This is a genomic window from Nocardiopsis quinghaiensis (genome assembly GCF_008638365.1).
Lineage (GTDB): Bacteria > Actinomycetota > Actinomycetes > Streptosporangiales > Streptosporangiaceae > Nocardiopsis > Nocardiopsis quinghaiensis.
This window is the reverse complement of record NZ_VWVU01000015.1, coordinates 85,147-101,973: the sequence shown is the minus strand read 5'-3', so window position 1 is coordinate 101,973 and position 16,827 is coordinate 85,147. Positions and strand designations below refer to the sequence as shown.

Sequence of the window (16,827 nt, the reverse complement as noted above, 5' to 3'; positions counted from 1 at the left end):
GACCAGCGGCCTGGGTGAGCGTGCGATGGGGCGGATCTTCCTCGCCCCCTCGTTCGCCTTCATGGCCCTGATCGCGCTCTTCCCGGTGTTCTACGCGATCGTGATCAGCCTCTACGACATCAGGGGGTTCAGCCAGGAGTTCATCGGAGCCGACAACTACGTCCGGGTCATCACCGACTCCGGTTTCCTCGACGCCGTCTGGAACACGCTGGTGTTCACGGTCGCGTCGGTGTCGCTGGAGTTCCTCATCGGCATGGCGTTCGCGCTGATCATGCACCAGGTGTTCATCGGCCGCGGACTGACCCGTGCGGTCATCCTGATCCCGTGGGTCATCCCGACCGCAGTGGCCGCCCAGGTGTGGCGGTACATGTTCGACCGCAACCCGGGATTCGTGAACTCCGTCCTGGGCACGGACATCAACTGGCTGCGCGATCCGACCTGGGCGATGGTGGGCATCATCAGCGCCGACGTGTGGAAGACCGCGCCGTTCGTGGCCCTGCTGCTGTTGGCGGGCCTGCAGACCATCCCGAAGGACTACTACGAGGCCGCCAAGGTGGACGGGGCCAACGCGCTGCAGCGGTTCTGGACCATCACCCTGCCGCTGCTGCGCCCGGCGATCGTCGTGGCCCTGCTGTTCCGCACGGTGGACGCCCTGCGCATGTTCGACTTCGCGTACGTGTTCACCGGCTACTCGAACTCGCTGGCCACCCTGTCGGTCTACGCGCAGCGCTACCTGGTCCGCGATCCGGACCTGGGCTACGCCAACGCGCTGTCCACGGTCACGTTCGTCATCGTCATGGTCGTCGGCCTGCTCTTCATCAGCCGGATGGGGCGCCACATGGTCGGCGACGTGGCGCGGAAGGAGAAGTGATGGCGGCCGAGACGGTGAGGTCCGGCAGGCCGGTCCGCAGACCGCGTCGGCGGATACACCCGGCGGTGGTCGGCGCGCTCAAGCTCCTCGGCCTGGCCGTGGTGCTGCTGTGGTGCCTGTTCCCGTTCCTGTGGATGGGTATGACCAGCCTGAGGTCGGGTTCGGCGGCGATCACCGAACCGAACATCCTCCAGGGGCCGTTCGACCTCAGCAACTACCGGGAGGTCTTCGACCAGGGTTTCCAGTTCGCGCTGCGCAACTCGCTGGTCGTGGCCTCGGTGACCACGCTGATCTGCGTCCCGGTGGCCGCGCTCGCGGGCTACGCGCTGGCCAGACTGCCGCTGGCGGGCAAGTTCGCGCTCCTGGCGGCCACCCTGGTCGCGACGCTGTTCCCGCCGGTGGCCCTGGTCAACCCGATGTACCAGATGTACCTGCGGCTCAACGAGTGGACCGGGATCAACCTGCTCAACTCCTACGCGGGCATGATCATCCCCTACGTGGCACTGACCCTGCCGCTGGCCATCTTCATCCTCGCCACGTTCTTCGCGGGCATTCCCCGGGAGATCGAGGAGTCGGCGAAGGTGGACGGGGCCACCCCGTTCCAGGCCTTCCTGCGCGTGGTGGCGCCGCTGGCGGCGCCGGGCGTGGGCGCGGCGGCCATCCTGACCTTCGTGTACGCCACCAATGAGTTCCTGCTGGCCTTCTCCTTCGCACCCAACGACCTCAACGTGCAGACCGTCCCGGTCTTCGTGGGCACCTTCCAGCGGGTGGGCTACGAGAACCCGATCGGTCAGGTCATGGCCGCCTCGGTGCTGGTCTCGATCCCGTTGATCCTCTTCGCCCTGCTCCTGCAGCGCAGGATCGTGGCGGGCCTGACCTCGGGCGCCGTCAAGGGCTGAGGAGGGCCGGAAGCGGTCGGCCGGGCCCCGGTGGCGATGTGCCCCGGGGCCCGGCCCGCGTCCGGGGCCGCCTCAGCCCAGGCAGCACCGGACCACCCGGAGCACCTGCTCACGTGGCTCGGTGATCTCCGGCCGGGTGATGCCGCGCATGATGAGCCCCTCGGCGTAGGCCGTCAGGGTGCGTGAGGCCGTGTCCGGATCGGCCGCTCCCAGGTCGGCGAGTATCCGTGAGGTCCAGCCGTGGACGAGTTCGGAGCCCCGCGCCAAGGAGGCGCGCACCTCGGGGTTGTGGGCGCCCTCCATGGCCAGGGTGTAGCGGGCGACGGTCAGGGCGCGGTCGGTCGTGGTCGCCTCGGTCACGAAGCCGAGCGCGGCGTCGGCCAGGTGCTCGACGTCTCCCAGGGAGGCGTCGTAGAGGGCCGCCCAGATCTCCCTGTCCCTCTCCTCCAGCCGTTCGACCACCCCGCGCACCAGTGCCGCCCGGGTGCGGAAGTGGTTGGAGGTCGACCCCCGGGGCAGTCCCGCGGCGGTGTCCACCTTCCCGTGTGTGAGGGCGTGCAGCCCGTGGGTGCCCAGCAGGCGGAGCGCGGCGTCGAGGGCACGGATCCTGTTCTGAGACATCGGATCACTATATTCGTAGTGACGTGTAACTACGATCGTAGTAATATGTCTGGTATGCATGGAAGAGCACTGGTCGTCGGAGGGGGCATCGCCGGACTCGCGGCGGCCCGCGGACTGCTGCGCGCGGGCTGGGAGGTGGAGGTCCGTGAACGCCGGGGCTCGCCGCCCGACATCGGCGGGGCGCTGGGTCTGTGGCACGGGAGCATGGCCGCGCTCGACCGGCTCGGTCTCGGCGAGCGGATCCGCGAACGCGCTGAGCGCCCCAGCCGGGGAGTGCTCGCCGACCCCTCCGGGCGTGCCCTCGTGTCCGTCGGCCGACGGGGCACGAACGCCTGCCTCATCTCCCGCTCGTCCCTGCTGGCGGTCCTCCTCGACGGGCTCCCCGACGGCCTCGTGCGCTGGAGGACGCCCGTCACCGAGGCGGACGTCCGCGGTGCGGGGGCCTTCGACGCGGTGGTGGGCGCCGACGGCATCCACAGCCTCGTCCGACGCACCGCGTTCCCCTGGGCCGCCGTTCCCCGCCCGCTCGGCACGGTCGCCTACCGGGGCACGGCCCCCGGACCGGTGGGGGTGGCCAGCGAGACGTGGGGGAGGGGCAGGCTCTTCGGGGTCACCCCGATGGACGCACGCACCACCAACTGGTTCGCCTCCCTGCGCACGGAACTCCTCCGGGGCCGGGAGGACCGGGACCACGTGGACCTGCTGCGCGAACTGTACGGCGGCTGGCACCCCGTGGTCACGCGTGTCCTGGACGCCCTGCCCGGAACCGGGGTGGACCGGCGCGAGCTGCACGACCTTCCCGCCCTGGCGAGCTACGTCCACGGCCGCCACGTCCTCATCGGCGACGCCGCCCACGCCATGGCCCCCAACCTGGGGCGCGGCGCCTGCGAGTCACTGGTGGACGCGGCGGCGCTCGCCGACGCCCTCGGCGCCGAGCCCGCCGTCGGAGGCGCGCTGGCCCGCTACGACCGCCGACGGCACGGGCCCACCCGTCGTATCGTCGATGCCTCCCGTGCGCTCAACCGGGTGAGTACCGCTGTCCGCCTCCACGGACCGAGGAACCGCGCGATGGGCGTCCTCGGTCACCTGCTCTGAGCGGGGCCCGCGTAGCGGATCACGCCTCCGGGCCGGACAGGAAGTCCGTCAACTCCTCCAGGAACCGGTCGTGTGCCTCCAGCTGGGCCCAGTGACCGCAGTCGGGAACCAGCGCGAGCCGGGCGTCCGGCATCCGGCGCACGGCCTCGCGCGACCCCTCGGGCGGCACCAGCGGATCGTTTCGGCCGTGGAAGAACAGAGCGGGGGCGGTGATCCGCTCCACCAGCGGCAGCAGGTTGTTGCGCATGGCACGCGGGCCGATCGTGGCCTGGTTGTAGCGCAGGTATCCCAGGCCGGCCTCCGCGCGCAGCGCCTCCCGGCGGAACTCGGAGACCACCTCGTCCGGAAGCGCGGAGACATCCCTGACGACCATCCGCAGCGCGGTTCCGACGAAGCGGTTGGCCAGCCTCGTGGCGGGCAGCAGGATCCGGTCGGGCAGGGCCGGTACCAGTCCGCCCGGGGCGATCAGTACGAGGCCCCGGACCAGCCGCGGGTGGCGCAGGGCGAGGTTGAGCACGGTGTCACCGCCCATGGACACGCCCACGGCCACCACGTCGGCCAGTCCCAGCTCCGAAGCGAGCGCGGCCACGAAGTCGGCCTGGCGTTCGGGCCCGCCGACCGGATCGATGCCTGTCGTGCCGCCGAAACCCGGCAGGTCCGGAGCGACCACACGGTACTCCCGTGACAGCGGGGCGAACAGGCGGTACCAGGAGATCGCCGCGTTGTCGGAGCCTCCACCGTGCACCAGGAGCAGCGTCGGCCTCTCCGGGGACCCGCCCCGCAGGACCCGGACGCTCCCGCCGCACAGGGGAACGTGCCCGACCCTCGCGCCGGGCGGCAGCAGCGGTGCGGTCATGGCGTCTTCCTTCCGCGAGACGGCGGTCACGGCGGGGCGGCTGGGACCGGCCTCAGCGTCGTGTGACGTCGCTCCCGTCCAGGTCGGCCACGTCCTTGCCCATCAGCTCGGCGGTGATCTGCAGTTCCGCCAGCGTCGCGCGCAGCACGTGCTCCACGCCCGCGGCGCCGTCCACGGCCAGCCCGTACACCCACGGCCGCCCCAGCAGCACCGCCTGCGCCCCCAGCGCCATCGCCACGGCCACGTCCGCGCCCGAGCGCACACCCGAGTCGAACAGTACCGTGGCCCGGTCGCCGACCGCCTCCACCACCTCGGGCAGCGCGTCCAGGGCCGCCACCGCGTTGTCGACCTGTCTCCCGCCGTGGTTGCTGACCACGATCCCGTCCACGCCCGCGTCCACCAGGTCGGCGGCCTCGTCCCCGCGCACGACACCCTTGACCAGTACCGGCAGGTCCGTCCACCGGCGGACACGGGAGATGTTGTCGGTGCTCAGCGACTTGCTGGCGAACGCGCCCAGGAAGTGGAACACCGCCTCGGTGAAGACCCCGCCCGGTTCCGGGTCGGCCTTGAGCCGGGACAGGAACTCCGGATCGCTGAAGTAGTTCGCCGTGCCCTGGCTGCGCAGGAACGGCAGGTGGCCCAGCGACAGGTCGCGCGGCCGCCAGCCCAGCCGCTTGGTGTCGGAGGTGACGACGATCGCCTTGGCGCCGGCCGCCGTCGCCCGCCGCACGAACGACTCGGCCAGAGCGTCGTCGCTGGGCCAGTACAGCTGGTACCACCACGAGTCGACCGCCCCGGCGACCTCCTCCATCGGCGTGGACGCGGCCGTGGACAGCACCATCGGCACCCCCAGCGCGTTGGCGCCCTCGGCCACGGCGAGCTCCGCCTCCTCGTGCACCTGCTCCAGCACCCCGATCGGCGCGGTCAGCAGCGGGGTGGGGTAGCGCTCCCCGAACAGGGTGACCCCCAGGCCGCCGGACTCCTCGGCGCCCGGCCGCAGGGTGCGCGGGCGCAACGCGTAGCGGGCGAACGCGTCCACGTTGGCCCGGGCGGTGCGCTCCCGTCCGGCGCCGCCCTCCACGTAGCCGAACGGCCCCGGCTCCATGGCCTTCCCGGCCAGGTCGCGCAGGTCGTCGTGGTGGTAGGGCAGCCGGGGCAGCTTGCCGTTGGTCGCGTCGGCGTAGACGCCGTCCTGGTACTGGGCGAAGTCGGTCATGGGGTCCCTCACGGGCGCCGGAGCGCCGGGTACGGGCGCCGAGGGGCACGGCGCGGGAACGGAAGGCGGGCGGGGCCGCGGGCGGGGAGGAACACGTCATCCCAGCGGTCCGCGGCCGTCGAGCCGTTCGCGCCGACCGGCTCTGGCCGGATGCTACCGGGTGCTCACGTGACCGGGGTCACCCGGCTCCGCTCCGCGGGTCCGCCGCCGGGACTCCGCTCTCCGGACTCGGCGATGTGCAGTGCCGCGACAAGCTCCCGGTACAGGCCGTAGCGCTCCGTCAGCTCTCGGTGATGGCCGCCTCGGTGATCGCGTCCACCTGCGAGGTGGCCTCGTCCAACAGCAGCACGTCGGGCGAGCACAGCAGGGCACGGGGCTGGAGGCCTTCCGGCGGCTCGTTCCCGAGTACTTCGGGCTCCAGGAGGTGATCATCTGGCGTTCGGGAACGAGGAATCCTGGGACGAGTGCGGTGCGGCCGACCTCGCCCTGTACGCCCTCGTCGAGCGCGGCCACGCCGACGGCAGCATCGATCCCAGGATCACCCCGGCCTGGGTACAGCAGCTCATGTGGGCAGGGCTCCACGCCGCGTGGACCCACGTCGACTCCAGCCGCACGCCCGCCTACGAGGTCCTCAACCTGTGTGTGTACTCGCTGGTCAAGGCGGTCGTGAATCCCGACCGGAACGACGAACGCGCCTGACCCCGGGCGGCGCGTGCAAGGGCCCGCCGGGCCGATGTGCCCGACGGGACGGAAGGGACTACAGGTACAGGCCGGTACCCCGACCCTGTTCCGGGACCTCGTTGGCGATGGCGTGCACGTCGCGTTCGCGCAGGATCACGTAGCGCTCGCCGTTCAGCTCGACCTCGCCCTGCTCCTCGGGATCGAAGAGCACGCGGTCCCCGGTCTTCACCTGGCGGGCGCTCGTTCCGGCGCCGATGACCTCGCCCCATGCGAGCCTGGTCGCCAGTCTGACCGTGTCCGGGATGACCAGGCCGGCATTGCTGCGCCGCTCGCTCTTGTCGGGGGCCGTCTGCACCAGCAGACGGTCGTGGAGCATCTGGATCTCTAGCTTTGATTCGGGCACCACTCCAGGGTATTCGGCCCGAAACAGGCCATCGCACGTCCATCCACCGGCCCCGAAGTCGCAACCCACTCCCGATCTCCGGTACAGTTATTCCATCGCCGAGCGGGGGAACCGTCCGGCATACCAGGGGCTATGGCGCAGCTGGTAGCGCGCCTCCATGGCATGGAGGAGGTCTGGGGTTCGAATCCCCATAGCTCCACGTTGAGGCCCGTGTGGTCGGTGGACTTCGTCCGCCTTCCCCGCGGGCCTGTTTCTTTTGGGGGGCGACCCCCCAGGCCCCCCGGTGCGCCGCTCGGCCTTCGGCCGTCGCGTTTCGCGGCGTGCTTCTGGTCGTGGTCTGCTGCTCGGACTTCGTCCGCCCCGCCGCAGCCCGCGATTCTTTTCGGGGACGTCCCCCAGCTCCCGAGGGGCCGTTCACGAGTCAGCTCGTAGTCGGTCCATGAGATCCCGTCCGACTCTTCCTGTCGGGTGGGATCCCGTCGTCTCCGGGCTCGCCGGAAGGTCTGGGCGCCGGCCCGGGAAGCTCCCCCTCCTCCAGGGCGCGGCACCCATCGAGAACGCCTTCCCCGATCGCCCGTGACAGCACGGCCGTCCCGTCCCGCCGTGGTTTCGAGTCTCCGCTCCCCTGGCCGCGACCGGGCGCCTGTGTCCGGTCCGCCGCGTCGACGAGGCAGTCCAATCGGTTGCACGTTTTGAGGTACCCGGTCCCGAATCCGACGTCGGATGCCGGCGAAACCGCAGGACACGGGAGTGGGAGGCATCCGAGACGTCCGATCCCCTTGCAAGCGGTTGCATTAACCCCCCTTGACACGGAAAGCGCTTTCTCTACTATCGAGGAAAGCACGTCAATGCTCATGCTCAACTACGAAGGGTAAACAGTGAGACGATCAATCGAGCGTCGACTCGTGTCGGCGCTGGCCACTGCGGCCGCAGCGGCCGTGGTGGCGGCTGGTCTGGCCCTGCCGATGTCGCAGGCATCGGCGCAGGCCGACGGCGCCACGGGTTACGCGACTCAGAACGGCGGGACCACCGGCGGTGCGGGCGGACAGACGGTACGGGCCACGACCGGGACCCAGATCCACGAGGCCCTGTGCGCTCGGCCCAGCACCAGCACCCCGGTCGTCATCGAGGTGGAAGGAACCATCAACCACGGCAACACCTCCAAGGTGTCGGGCGACGGTTGCGACACCGCCGACGACGTGATCGAGCTCAAGAAGATCAGCAACGTCACGATCGTCGGCGTCGGCGGCGGAGCCGTGTTCGACCAGCTGGGCATCCACATCCGGGAGTCCCGCAACATCATCATCCAGAACGTGACCGTCCGGAACGTCAAGAAGTCCGGCTCACCCACGTCCAACGGCGGTGACGCCATCGGGATGGAGAAGGACGTCCGCAACGTCTGGGTCGACCACGTCACCCTGGAGGCGTCGGGCGGGGAGTCGGAGGGCTACGACGGCCTCTTCGACATGAAGAACAACACCCAGTACGTCACCCTCTCCTACAGCACCCTGCGCAACTCCGGCCGTGGCGGCCTGGTCGGGTCCAGCGAGAGCGACCGTTCGAACGGCTACGTCACGTATCACCACAACTTGTACGAGAACATCGACTCGCGCACGCCCCTGCTGCGCGGCGGCATCGGTCACATGTACAACAACCACTTTGTGGAGATTCAGAAGTCCGGCATCAACTCCCGGGCTGGGGCCCGCGCGAAGGTGGAGAACAACTACTTCAAGGACTCCAAGGACGTCCTGGGCACCTTCTACACCGATGAGAGGGGCTCCTGGGAGGTCAGCGGCAACATCTTCGACAACGTGACCTGGTCCAGCGAGGGCGACGATAACTACCCCGCCGGACCCAACCCGCAGTCCACCACGTCGGTGAGCATTCCGTACTCCTACGAGCTCGACGACGCCGGCTGCGTGCTGGAGGTGCTGGAGCAGACCGCGGGCGCGGGCAAGGGCAATCGGATCTCGGACGGCAACTGCGAAGCGGAGGACCCGGCCGACCCGGACCCGACCGACCCGGACCCGACTGACCCGGACCCGACCGACCCGGACCCGGACCCGACCGACCCGGACCCGACCGACCCTCCCGGCGGGACCAACCTCAGCATCGGGGCCGGTGCCGACGGCTCCAGCAAGGCCAGCGGGACCAGCTACGGGAACGTCATCGACGGCGACACGAGCACCTACTGGTCGCCGACCGGCTCGACCGGTCGCATTTCGGTCAAGTGGGGCTCCAACGCCACGGTGTCCACGATCAACATCCGTGAGGCGGCCGGAGCCGAAGGCAACATCGGCTCCTGGCAGGTCGTCGACCACGACACCGGGGCCGTCCTGACCACCGGCAGCGGAGCCGGTGTCATCACCTTCGACTCGGTGACACTGCGAAAGATCAACTTCGAGATCACCAGCTCGAACGGCACGCCGCGCGTCGCCGAGTTCGAGACCTACGCCGGTTAGCCGCCCGGAGACGATGGCGGCGATGGCGAGGTGGTGGTGAACGGCTCCACCGCGGGGCCGACCTCGTTCGCGGCCACGGGCGCACGGGAGAACCGGGTGACAGAGACGATCACGGTGCAGGCGGGCTCCGGCAGCAGTACCGTCCGGCTCGTGGCCACCGGCTCCGATGGCCCGCCCAACACCGACTACCTGGAACCCCCGTCCGGCAAGGCCTGACCGGCCGGGACCGGGACCGGAACCGAGATCCCAGATGGGAAGGGCCCTGGCGGGGCGTGCCGCCAGGGCTTCCTCATGCACGGTCCCGGACGGCGGCGGCCCGGCAGGGGCTTCGCGCCCGCGCCGATGGCCGCCGGTTGGAGCCGCACGGCCTTGGCCACGGTCGGCCGCGCGGTCCTCCCGGTTCGCCTCGTGGCGCCTCTCCGGTGCCGGGCCGCGGTCCGCTCCCCGTGTCTTGCGCCACGTCCGCCCTTCGCGCGACCCTTGGTGCGCACGTTGAGGAGAGCGGAGAGGGCGATGGGCGAGGCCCCGGACCGGATCGAGCGGCAGGTGGACGTCGCCGCGTCCGCGCGGCGGGTCTGGGACCTGGTGACACGGCCAGGATGGTTCGTCAACGACGAGGAGATCGCCGACCACCAGATCACGCCGGACGGGGACGCGGACATCGTGCACGATCCCGTCCACGGTGCCTTCCGGATCCGTGCCGAGAGACTCGAACCCCACGGCTACGCTGCCTTCCGCTGGTTCTGTGGCGATGGAGGGGGTTCCACGCTCGTGGAGTTCTGGATCGAGGAACGTGACGCGGGCGGGGTGACCCTGCGGGTGGCGGAGAGCGGCTTCACCTCGCTGGAGGCGTCGGAGGAGGATCGGCGCGTGCGTTTCGAGGGGGACGCCGTCGGTTGGGAGATGGTGCTCTCGCTCGCCGCGGCCCACGTGGAGGCGTCCCGGTAAGGCCACCGGTCGGGTCCCCGTCACTCCGGGGAGGTGTGCCGCCCGTCCACGAAGGCGAGGAGCGCCGGATCATCGGAGACCAGGCGTTCCACCTCCTCTCCTCCGTCGCACCGGCACAGGGCCACCGTCACCCCGGACGGGGTCCGTTCCACCACCCGCCACACGGCGCCGTGGTCCTCCCAACGGACCAGGACCTCGACGGGGTCCTGCTGTGGTCTGTCGCTCATGCCTTCCCTGTGCCCCGCTCCGGGGCCCGACGAACAGGGTGCCCCGCACGGGGGCGGAGTGTGGGACGTCCTACACCGCGGCCTGGTCATCCCACCCCTCCGTGTCCGATAAGATCTAACCGTTGCCGCAAGGCACGCGGGGCTATGGCGCAGCTGGTAGCGCGCCTCCATGGCATGGAGGAGGTCTGGGGTTCGAATCCCCATAGCTCCACGTTGAGGCCCGTGTGGTCGGTGGACTTGGTCCGCCTTCCCCGCGGGCCTGTTTCTTTTGGGGGGCGACCCCCAGGCCCCCGGACCCCAGGCCCCCCGGTGCGCCGCTCGGCCCGCGGGCGGATTCCCTCCCTCTCACCTCTTGAACCCGACTGTGCCGCGGGTCATAATCAACACATCAGTTGATTAACAGGAAAGTTGAATAAGCAGATGGCGAACGACCCGTTGAGTCTCACGTTCGCGGCGCTCGCGGACCCGACCCGCCGGGCACTGCTGGCGAGGCTCGCCGAGGGCGAGGCGACCGTCAACGAACTGGCGGAGCCGTTCCCCATCAGCCTTCAAGCGGTTTCCCGGCACCTGAAGGTGCTGGAGAGGGCGGGTCTGGTCACCCGGGGGCGCGACGCGCAGTGGCGCCCCTGCCGACTGGAGACCGCACCTCTGGAGGAGGCGTCGGTGTGGATCGGGCGGTACCACCAGCAGTGGGAGGACCGCTTCGACCGGCTCGACGCGGAGATCCGCAGGATCCGGCAGGGACAACGCGGTACCCAGGGAGAGAACGACCATGAGTGACCTCACAGTGATCGCCGAGCCCGGACAGCACGACATCGTCATCACGCGCAGCTTCGACGCGCCCCGCGACGTGGTGTTCAAGGCCATGACCCGACCCGAGCACCTCGCCAGGTGGTGGGGGCTCAAGGAGAGCGAGACGGTCATCGACCGCGCCGACGTGCGCCCGGGCGGCTCCTGGAGGTTCGTCGAGCGCATGCCCGACGGGCAGGAGCACGGCTTCCACGGGGTGGTCCACGACGCCGTCGCGCCGGAGCGCCTCGTGCAGACCTTCGAGTACGAGGGCATGCCCGGGCACGTGTGCATGGAGACCACCACGCTGGAGGAGAAGGACGGCCGCACCCTCTACACGGCGGTCTCGGTGTTCCAGACCGTCGAGGACCGCGACGGTATGATCCAGTCCGGTATGGAGTACGGCCTGAGGCAGTCCATGGACGCCCTGGACGAACTGCTGGCCACGATGGCCTGAGGAGGCCGCAGGGACCGGCCGGGCCCGCGGCGGTCCGGCCGATCCGGCCTGTGGACGGCGCCGGCCCTGTCCTTCGCGGCCGGTACTGTCGACCCGTGGCAGATCTTCCCGACATCCCCGTCCTGCTCGACGCGGCCGTCGCCGCCCTGGGCGGCAGCCGCCGCGAGGGCCAGGCGACCATGGCCGGTGCCGTGGCCGAGGCGGTCGACAAGCGCGAACACCTGGTGGTCCAGGCCGGTACCGGCACCGGCAAGTCCCTGGCCTACCTGATACCCGCGATCAGACACGCGATGGCCAGCAAGAAGACCGTGGTGATCTCCACCGCCACCATCGCCCTGCAGAACCAGCTCATCGAGCGCGACCTGCCACGCCTGGCCGAGGCCCTCGCGTCGCTGCTGCCCCGCGAGCCCACGTTCGCCGTGCTCAAGGGCCGCCGCAACTACCTGTGCCGCAACCGCCTGCAGACCGCGGACGGGGAGGCCGAGGACACCGAGCTGTTCGACCCGCGCCAACTCTCCTCGCTGGGCCGCCAGGTGGCCCGCCTGCACGAGTGGGCCGAGGACACCGTCACCGGTGACCGCGACGAACTCACCCCCGGCGTCAGCGACCTGGCCTGGCGCCAGGTCTCGGTGGGCGCCAACGAGTGCATGGGTGCCCGGATCTGCCCCTTCGGACAGGAGTGCTTCGCCGAGTTCGCCCGAGAGGCCACCCAGAGCGTGGACGTGGTGGTCACCAACCACGCCATGCTCTCCATCGACATGTCGCAGGGCTACCACATCCTGCCCGAGCACAGCACGATCATGATCGACGAGGCGCACGAACTCGTGGACCGCGCCACCTCCGTGGCCACCGGCGTCCTGAGCGAGCGAGCCGTCAACGCCGCCGCCAAACGCGCCGCCCGCCTGGTCGAACCCGGTGTCAGTGAGCGCCTGACCGAGTGCGCCGACGGCCTGGCCCTGATGTTCACCGAGTCCCCCGAGGGACGCCTGGACCACATCGGCGACGCCCTCGCCAACGCGGTCGCCGCCACCCGCGACGCCGCCTCGGCCTGCGTCACCGCCATCGGCCCCTCGCCAGGCGAGCTGGACCCGGACGGAGCCAGCGACCGCCGCCTGGCCCTGGCCGCACTCGGCGAGGTGCACGACACCGCCGTGCGGATCCTGGAGTCCTTCGAGCCCGCCCTGCGCGACCGCACCGAGGTCGTGTGGCTGACCAGGACACCGGGTCGCCAGCCCTCGCTCAGCGTCGCCCCGCTCGGTGTCGGGGGGCTGCTGCGGGACAAGCTCTTCGGTGACCGCACCGCGGTCCTGACCTCGGCCACCCTCACCCTGGGCGGTTCCTTCACCGCCCTGGCCAACCAGTGGGGGCTGGGACGGGAGGTCGCCCGGGAGGCGGCCGAACGCGCCGCCGCGGGCCGCACCGACCCGGATCCGGGCCACCGGGACACGGCGGGCCCCGAAGCCGCCGGCACGGACGGTTCCGACGGCGGACCGGACCCGGACGACGACGATGACGGTCCCCACCGCGCGGCGGGGGAGCCCCGCTGGCGCGCACTGGACGTCGGATCGCCCTTCGAGCACGCCCGCAGCGGCATCCTCTACGTGGCCACCCACCTGCCGCCGCCCGGTCGCGACGGGCTCGCGCCCGCCTACCTCGACGAGATCGCCGAACTCATCGAGGCCGCCGACGGCCGCGCGCTGTGCCTGTTCTCCTCCATGCGCGCCGCCCAGCAGGCCGCCGAGGAGCTCCGCGAGCGCCTGGACCATCCGATCCTGTGCCAGGGGGAGGACTCCACCGGTCAGCTGGTCCGCCGGTTCGCCGAGGACGAGCGGTCCTGCCTGTTCGGCACCCTGTCGCTGTGGCAGGGCGTGGACGTGCCCGGGCCCTCGCTGTCCCTGGTGATCGTGGACCGCATTCCCTTCCCCCGGCCCGACGACCCGCTGGCCTCGGCCCGCCAGCGCGCCGTGGCGGCGCACGGCGGCAACGGCTTCCTCTCGGTGGCCGCCACCCATGCCGCCCTCCTGCTCGCCCAGGGCACCGGGCGGCTGCTGCGCTCCACCGACGACCGGGGCGTCATCGCCGTTCTGGACCCGCGCCTGGCCACCGCCCGCTACGGCGGTTTCCTGAGGGCCTCCCTGCCGCCCTACTGGGGGACCACCGACCCGGCGGTCGCCAGGTCGGCGCTGCGCCGCCTGTCCGGCCGGGCCGAGCCCGAACCCGCCGCCGGATAGGTGCTCGGTGCCCGCAGACCCGTCGGGGCCCGGCCGCGGCGGACCACCGGCGACACGGCGGCCGGGCGCCCGCGAGAAAGGGCCCCGGCCGTGTGCCGTGGAATCGTGTGCCGTCGTGGGACCGGACGTCCCCGGCGGCTCCTGTGCTCCGTTCCGCCGCGGCCCGCCTCAGCCCCGGGTGCGGTAGCCGAACAGCCGGACCGCGTACGCGGGGGTCTCCTCGTCTTCGGCCTCCTGGATGAACCAGCGGTCGTCGTGGTCGCCGACCAGCAGCTCGTTCCACATCATGTCGATGAGTTTGAGCCGGGAGACCACGGACGACTCGGGGTCCAGCACGATCGAGTAGGCGCGGTCGGACAGCCGCTGGGTCACCATGCCCACGGACTGCCCGTCCCAGATGGCCGGGACGGGGGCGTGCCCGACCTCCACCCCGCACAGCCGTAGCTGCTCCACCTCCTCGTCGAGGGCCTCGGCGGCCAGGGCGCCGTCCAGCCGGAGGGCGTCCTCCAGCTCGTCGCGGTCCCCGTCCTCGCGCAGGTAGGCATGGTAGGTGCGGTAGCCGCAGGTACGGCACTTGCGCCACACGACACAGCGAGCCAGTCCGTAGGCGGACTGCGCCTCGCCCACACTCTGGTAGTCGCTCACCTCGCGAATCGTGCCGCAGTCGCAGCACAGGGCCGTGAGATCCTGCTTCATCAGAGTCCCCCCTCCCAGGCGAGTATGCGATGAACGGAGCCCGTTAGGGAACCCGTTCGGCGAGGAAGTCGCGGCAAGGACTCGTCATCAATGCCCAAAATGGCCCGGTGGAGGGTTTTGGACGTGACCTCGGCGGCGTGTCGGTGCGGTCGGTCCTCCACCGACCCGTCAGAACACCGCGCGCCGCTGGAGCGTGTCCGCCGCACACGTCCTAGTCGTCCATCGACAGGCCGCGCTTGTTGCGGGCGCTCCAGTCGCGCATCCGCTGCGGATAGCCGACGATCTGCACGTCGTACGCGGGAACCGCCAGTTTGCCGGCCACCTTGCGGATCACCTCGGGGGATCCGCACCTGCGGCGGATCCACTCGCCGTTCGTGGCGACCGCGACGGCCGTGGTCCGGGTGGCGAAGGTCTCCGGCTCGACGAAGAACTCCACCCCGACCTTGCTCTTGGCGAAGTCCATCAGCGCCTTGATGTCCGAATCCTCGGAGGCACGGTCAAAACGGGCCTTGCCCCTGCGGTTCGCCTTGCGGAGTCCGAAACGGTCTCGCCATCCCATCGGCGCTCATGTCCCCTCAGGTACGGATCGGGTGAGCCCCGGTGAGGCTCGGTGCGGCTGTCTGTGCCGGGGCCGGGTGGTCTCCCGTGGGGGGACCACGGTGCCCCGAGTGTATCGGGCCAAATCCACACCCATCGGATGCGTAGCCCCACGCTGCACGGTTTTTCCGCGTTCCACGGACAGTTCTGTCACCACGCTGCTACGTTCTGTTCTCACGCGGCACTTACAGGGGGAGTGATCATGCCGATGTGGACATGGGCGGGGGAGACCGCACGCCAGCTCAGGGCGGCGGGACAGACGGAACTGGCCGAGGCGGTGGCGGGCTTGCCGGTGCTCTGCGAGGCCGGGGACGCGGTGCGCGTGGAGGCCGTGGCCCGATCGGCTCTGCGTACCGCGCGTCGGCTGGTCGCCGAGACGGGGGGAACCGGTCCCGGGGTGCCGGGGCTCTTCGGACCGCCGACCCTGTTCTTCCTCGCGCACTGGCCGCTGGCCGTGCGGGTGGGGGCCCTGGCCGAGGGCGGGCGAGCGCTCGCCCAGGTCAACGCGGCCGCCGAGGACGAGCCCGACCCCCACACCGACGGTCCGCTGCCGGTCTCCCTGCTGGAGACCCTGGTGCGCTGCCACGCCAACGTCGACGCCCGGGGCACCACCGGCCTGCGCCGCGAACTGCTGTCCACCCGGCGCCTGGCCGGTTGGGAGCGTACCCCCGCCTGGCCCGCGTTCACCCTCGCCCGGGTGAACCTCCTCATCGACGAGGACCTGGCCGGCCGCGCCGAGACCGAGTTGCGGCGCTACGAGCACACCGCCACCGGCCCGGCCGTGCTCGGTGCCGACGGGGTGTTCACCCTCGCCAGGGCCCTGCGGTACCAGGACAAACACGCTGAGGCCCTGGAGGCGCTGGACCGGCTGGAGGCGGAGCTGGCCCTGGACGGGGTCAACTCCCGCCGGGCCGCCCTGTACCGCCGTATCCGCTTCGAGCGGGCACGGCTGCTGTCCTGGCTGGCCCGGCTGGGCCAGTGCCGGCCCCAGGAGGCCATCGCTCCGCTGCCCACCGTGGAGGAGGCCGAGGCTTGTCCGAGCCTGCGGCCCGCATGGGTGGAGGCGGTGGAGAACCTGGTGTGCCAGGGCGCCGTCCGCAACGACTGGCGGCTGGGCGTGCGCGTGACCACCTGGTCGCGCTACTTCGAGCGGGTGGGAGCCCCCCGGCGCGGTGCGGAGCTCGCCCTGTCCGCCGCACGCCTGGCCGCGGGCCGCGGGGCCCGCTGGGTGGCGGGATGTTCCGCTCTGCGGGCGGAGCGGCTCATCGGGGAGCTGGGGCGCACCGAGGAGATCGCGGGGGACCTGGCGGAGGTGCGCGCCATGATCGAGGGGATGCCGCCGGTACGGCCGCTGGCCCCGGCCGAGAACGTGCTGGACTTCCTCAGGGCGCAGTCCGCCGAGGAGGTCGATCCCGAGCAGCAGGCCGAGCAGGTCAACGCCGCCCTGGAGCGCGCTCCGCACGACACCCCGCTGCTGACCGCGCTCGGCCAGGTCGGCCGGACGCTGATGCTGTCTGACGCGGCGACCGAACCCCAGTGGCGGCACGTACGCGAGCGGCCGGGTGACCAGCGCGCGGCGCTGTCGCTGCTGGAGACCCTCCTCCACGACAACGACACCGTCGGGGTGCGCACCCTGGTGAGCACCCTCGCCGCGGGCGTGCTGGACAACGAGGCCGACCGGGCCGAGCCCGTGCACATGGAGGCCGTGCAGCTGGGCGCCCTCGCTCCGCATCCCTGAGGCCGCCCGGCCGCCCGGCTCCGGCCTCCGCCCTGCCCCG

At 71.2% G+C, this 16,827-nt stretch carries 17 protein-coding genes and 2 tRNA genes; 12 read left to right on the top strand and 7 right to left on the bottom strand.

The window, feature by feature from the left end; all coding sequences use genetic code 11:
* The first annotated feature begins 25 nt into the window (after positions 1-25).
* Both FYX01_RS18050 and FYX01_RS18045 read left to right on the top strand, forming a co-directional pair.
* Entirely contained in the window at positions 26-871 is an 846-nt protein-coding gene (locus FYX01_RS18050) for a carbohydrate ABC transporter permease (RefSeq protein ID WP_150242983.1), read from the top strand.
* Complete coding sequence (locus FYX01_RS18045; RefSeq protein WP_150242912.1) at positions 871-1,770, top strand: carbohydrate ABC transporter permease; 900 nt, start codon at positions 871-873, stop codon at positions 1,768-1,770. Before FYX01_RS18050 ends, FYX01_RS18045 begins: the two co-directional genes overlap by 1 nt.
* 72 nt (positions 1,771-1,842) lie before the next feature.
* On the opposite strand, the gene FYX01_RS18040 is transcribed toward FYX01_RS18045, so the two are convergent.
* Positions 1,843-2,391, bottom strand: a complete 549-nt coding sequence (locus tag FYX01_RS18040; RefSeq protein WP_150242910.1) for a TetR/AcrR family transcriptional regulator — start codon at positions 2,389-2,391, stop codon at positions 1,843-1,845.
* Positions 2,392-2,445: 54 nt separating this feature from the next.
* On the opposite strand from FYX01_RS18040, the gene FYX01_RS18035 reads away from it, so the two are divergent.
* Positions 2,446-3,486: an FAD-dependent monooxygenase gene (locus tag FYX01_RS18035; RefSeq protein WP_150242908.1), complete on the top strand. Its 1,041-nt coding sequence runs from the start codon at positions 2,446-2,448 to the stop codon at positions 3,484-3,486.
* Positions 3,487-3,505: 19 nt separating this feature from the next.
* On the opposite strand, the gene FYX01_RS18030 is transcribed toward FYX01_RS18035, so the two are convergent.
* Positions 3,506-4,342, bottom strand: coding sequence for an alpha/beta fold hydrolase (locus FYX01_RS18030; RefSeq protein WP_150242906.1), 837 nt, complete (start codon positions 4,340-4,342; stop codon positions 3,506-3,508).
* Between the two features lie 52 nt (positions 4,343-4,394).
* Complete coding sequence (locus tag FYX01_RS18025) at positions 4,395-5,558, bottom strand: alpha-hydroxy-acid oxidizing protein (RefSeq protein WP_150242904.1); 1,164 nt, start codon at positions 5,556-5,558, stop codon at positions 4,395-4,397.
* Positions 5,559-6,122: 564 nt separating this feature from the next.
* Between FYX01_RS18025 and FYX01_RS27060 the strand changes: the two genes are divergently transcribed.
* The gene (locus FYX01_RS27060) at positions 6,123-6,257 is read left to right on the top strand and encodes a hypothetical protein (protein WP_263363764.1); all 135 of its coding nucleotides are present in this window, start codon (positions 6,123-6,125) and stop codon (positions 6,255-6,257) included.
* A gap of 58 nt (positions 6,258-6,315) precedes the next feature.
* Here the strand turns inward: FYX01_RS27060 and FYX01_RS18010 are convergent, their stop codons facing one another.
* Positions 6,316-6,615 carry a GroES family chaperonin gene (locus FYX01_RS18010; RefSeq protein WP_150242982.1) on the bottom strand — a complete coding sequence of 100 codons (300 nt, stop codon included), beginning with the start codon at positions 6,613-6,615 and terminating at the stop codon, positions 6,316-6,318.
* 153 nt (positions 6,616-6,768) lie between these two features.
* On the opposite strand from FYX01_RS18010, the gene FYX01_RS18005 reads away from it, so the two are divergent.
* From FYX01_RS18005 to FYX01_RS17995, 3 genes are all read left to right on the top strand, one after another.
* Positions 6,769-6,841: transfer RNA gene (locus tag FYX01_RS18005), tRNA-Ala, on the top strand.
* A 679-nt stretch (positions 6,842-7,520) separates the two neighbouring features.
* Positions 7,521-9,104, top strand: coding sequence for a pectate lyase family protein (locus FYX01_RS18000; RefSeq protein ID WP_150242902.1), 1,584 nt, complete (start codon positions 7,521-7,523; stop codon positions 9,102-9,104).
* A 513-nt stretch (positions 9,105-9,617) separates the two neighbouring features.
* On the top strand, positions 9,618-10,052 hold the full coding sequence (locus FYX01_RS17995; RefSeq protein ID WP_150242900.1) for an SRPBCC domain-containing protein: 435 nt from the start codon (positions 9,618-9,620) through the stop codon (positions 10,050-10,052).
* A 20-nt stretch (positions 10,053-10,072) separates the two neighbouring features.
* Here the strand turns inward: FYX01_RS17995 and FYX01_RS17990 are convergent, their stop codons facing one another.
* Entirely contained in the window at positions 10,073-10,279 is a 207-nt protein-coding gene (locus FYX01_RS17990) for a hypothetical protein (protein ID WP_150242898.1), read from the bottom strand.
* A 138-nt stretch (positions 10,280-10,417) separates the two neighbouring features.
* Between FYX01_RS17990 and FYX01_RS17985 the strand changes: the two genes are divergently transcribed.
* The 4 genes from FYX01_RS17985 (at position 10,418) to FYX01_RS17970 (ending at position 13,756) form a co-directional block, all read left to right on the top strand.
* Positions 10,418-10,490: transfer RNA gene (locus tag FYX01_RS17985), tRNA-Ala, on the top strand.
* 209 nt (positions 10,491-10,699) lie between these two features.
* Entirely contained in the window at positions 10,700-11,059 is a 360-nt protein-coding gene (locus FYX01_RS17980) for an ArsR/SmtB family transcription factor (RefSeq protein WP_150242896.1), read from the top strand.
* Entirely contained in the window at positions 11,052-11,525 is a 474-nt protein-coding gene (locus tag FYX01_RS17975) for an SRPBCC family protein (protein WP_150242894.1), read from the top strand. The genes FYX01_RS17980 and FYX01_RS17975 overlap by 8 nt, the downstream gene beginning before the upstream one ends.
* A gap of 95 nt (positions 11,526-11,620) precedes the next feature.
* Positions 11,621-13,756 carry an ATP-dependent DNA helicase gene (locus tag FYX01_RS17970; protein WP_150242892.1) on the top strand — a complete coding sequence of 712 codons (2,136 nt, stop codon included), beginning with the start codon at positions 11,621-11,623 and terminating at the stop codon, positions 13,754-13,756.
* A 168-nt stretch (positions 13,757-13,924) separates the two neighbouring features.
* Here the strand turns inward: FYX01_RS17970 and FYX01_RS17965 are convergent, their stop codons facing one another.
* Entirely contained in the window at positions 13,925-14,452 is a 528-nt protein-coding gene (locus tag FYX01_RS17965; protein WP_150242890.1) for a DUF6315 family protein, read from the bottom strand.
* Positions 14,453-14,663: 211 nt separating this feature from the next.
* Positions 14,664-15,011 carry a hypothetical protein gene (locus FYX01_RS17960; protein ID WP_150242888.1) on the bottom strand — a complete coding sequence of 116 codons (348 nt, stop codon included), beginning with the start codon at positions 15,009-15,011 and terminating at the stop codon, positions 14,664-14,666.
* A gap of 240 nt (positions 15,012-15,251) precedes the next feature.
* Between FYX01_RS17960 and FYX01_RS17955 the strand changes: the two genes are divergently transcribed.
* Positions 15,252-16,787 carry a hypothetical protein gene (locus FYX01_RS17955; protein ID WP_223830525.1) on the top strand — a complete coding sequence of 512 codons (1,536 nt, stop codon included), beginning with the start codon at positions 15,252-15,254 and terminating at the stop codon, positions 16,785-16,787.
* Positions 16,788-16,827: the final 40 nt, after the last annotated feature.

Coding starts and splice junctions, on each gene's coding strand:
- FYX01_RS18050 (WP_150242983.1), top strand. CDS start 26: ATGGGGCGGATCTTCCTCGCCCCCTCGTTCGCCTTCATGGCCCTGATC.
- FYX01_RS18045 (WP_150242912.1), top strand. CDS start 871: ATGGCGGCCGAGACGGTGAGGTCCGGCAGGCCGGTCCGCAGACCGCGT.
- FYX01_RS18040 (WP_150242910.1), bottom strand. CDS start 2,391: ATGTCTCAGAACAGGATCCGTGCCCTCGACGCCGCGCTCCGCCTGCTG.
- FYX01_RS18035 (WP_150242908.1), top strand. CDS start 2,446: ATGCATGGAAGAGCACTGGTCGTCGGAGGGGGCATCGCCGGACTCGCG.
- FYX01_RS18030 (WP_150242906.1), bottom strand. CDS start 4,342: ATGACCGCACCGCTGCTGCCGCCCGGCGCGAGGGTCGGGCACGTTCCC.
- FYX01_RS18025 (WP_150242904.1), bottom strand. CDS start 5,558: ATGACCGACTTCGCCCAGTACCAGGACGGCGTCTACGCCGACGCGACC.
- FYX01_RS27060 (WP_263363764.1), top strand. CDS start 6,123: ATGTGGGCAGGGCTCCACGCCGCGTGGACCCACGTCGACTCCAGCCGC.
- FYX01_RS18010 (WP_150242982.1), bottom strand. CDS start 6,615: ATGCTCCACGACCGTCTGCTGGTGCAGACGGCCCCCGACAAGAGCGAG.
- FYX01_RS17995 (WP_150242900.1), top strand. CDS start 9,618: ATGGGCGAGGCCCCGGACCGGATCGAGCGGCAGGTGGACGTCGCCGCG.
- FYX01_RS17990 (WP_150242898.1), bottom strand. CDS start 10,279: ATGAGCGACAGACCACAGCAGGACCCCGTCGAGGTCCTGGTCCGTTGG.
- FYX01_RS17980 (WP_150242896.1), top strand. CDS start 10,700: ATGGCGAACGACCCGTTGAGTCTCACGTTCGCGGCGCTCGCGGACCCG.
- FYX01_RS17975 (WP_150242894.1), top strand. CDS start 11,052: ATGAGTGACCTCACAGTGATCGCCGAGCCCGGACAGCACGACATCGTC.
- FYX01_RS17965 (WP_150242890.1), bottom strand. CDS start 14,452: ATGAAGCAGGATCTCACGGCCCTGTGCTGCGACTGCGGCACGATTCGC.
- FYX01_RS17960 (WP_150242888.1), bottom strand. CDS start 15,011: ATGGGATGGCGAGACCGTTTCGGACTCCGCAAGGCGAACCGCAGGGGC.
- FYX01_RS17955 (WP_223830525.1), top strand. CDS start 15,252: ATGCCGATGTGGACATGGGCGGGGGAGACCGCACGCCAGCTCAGGGCG.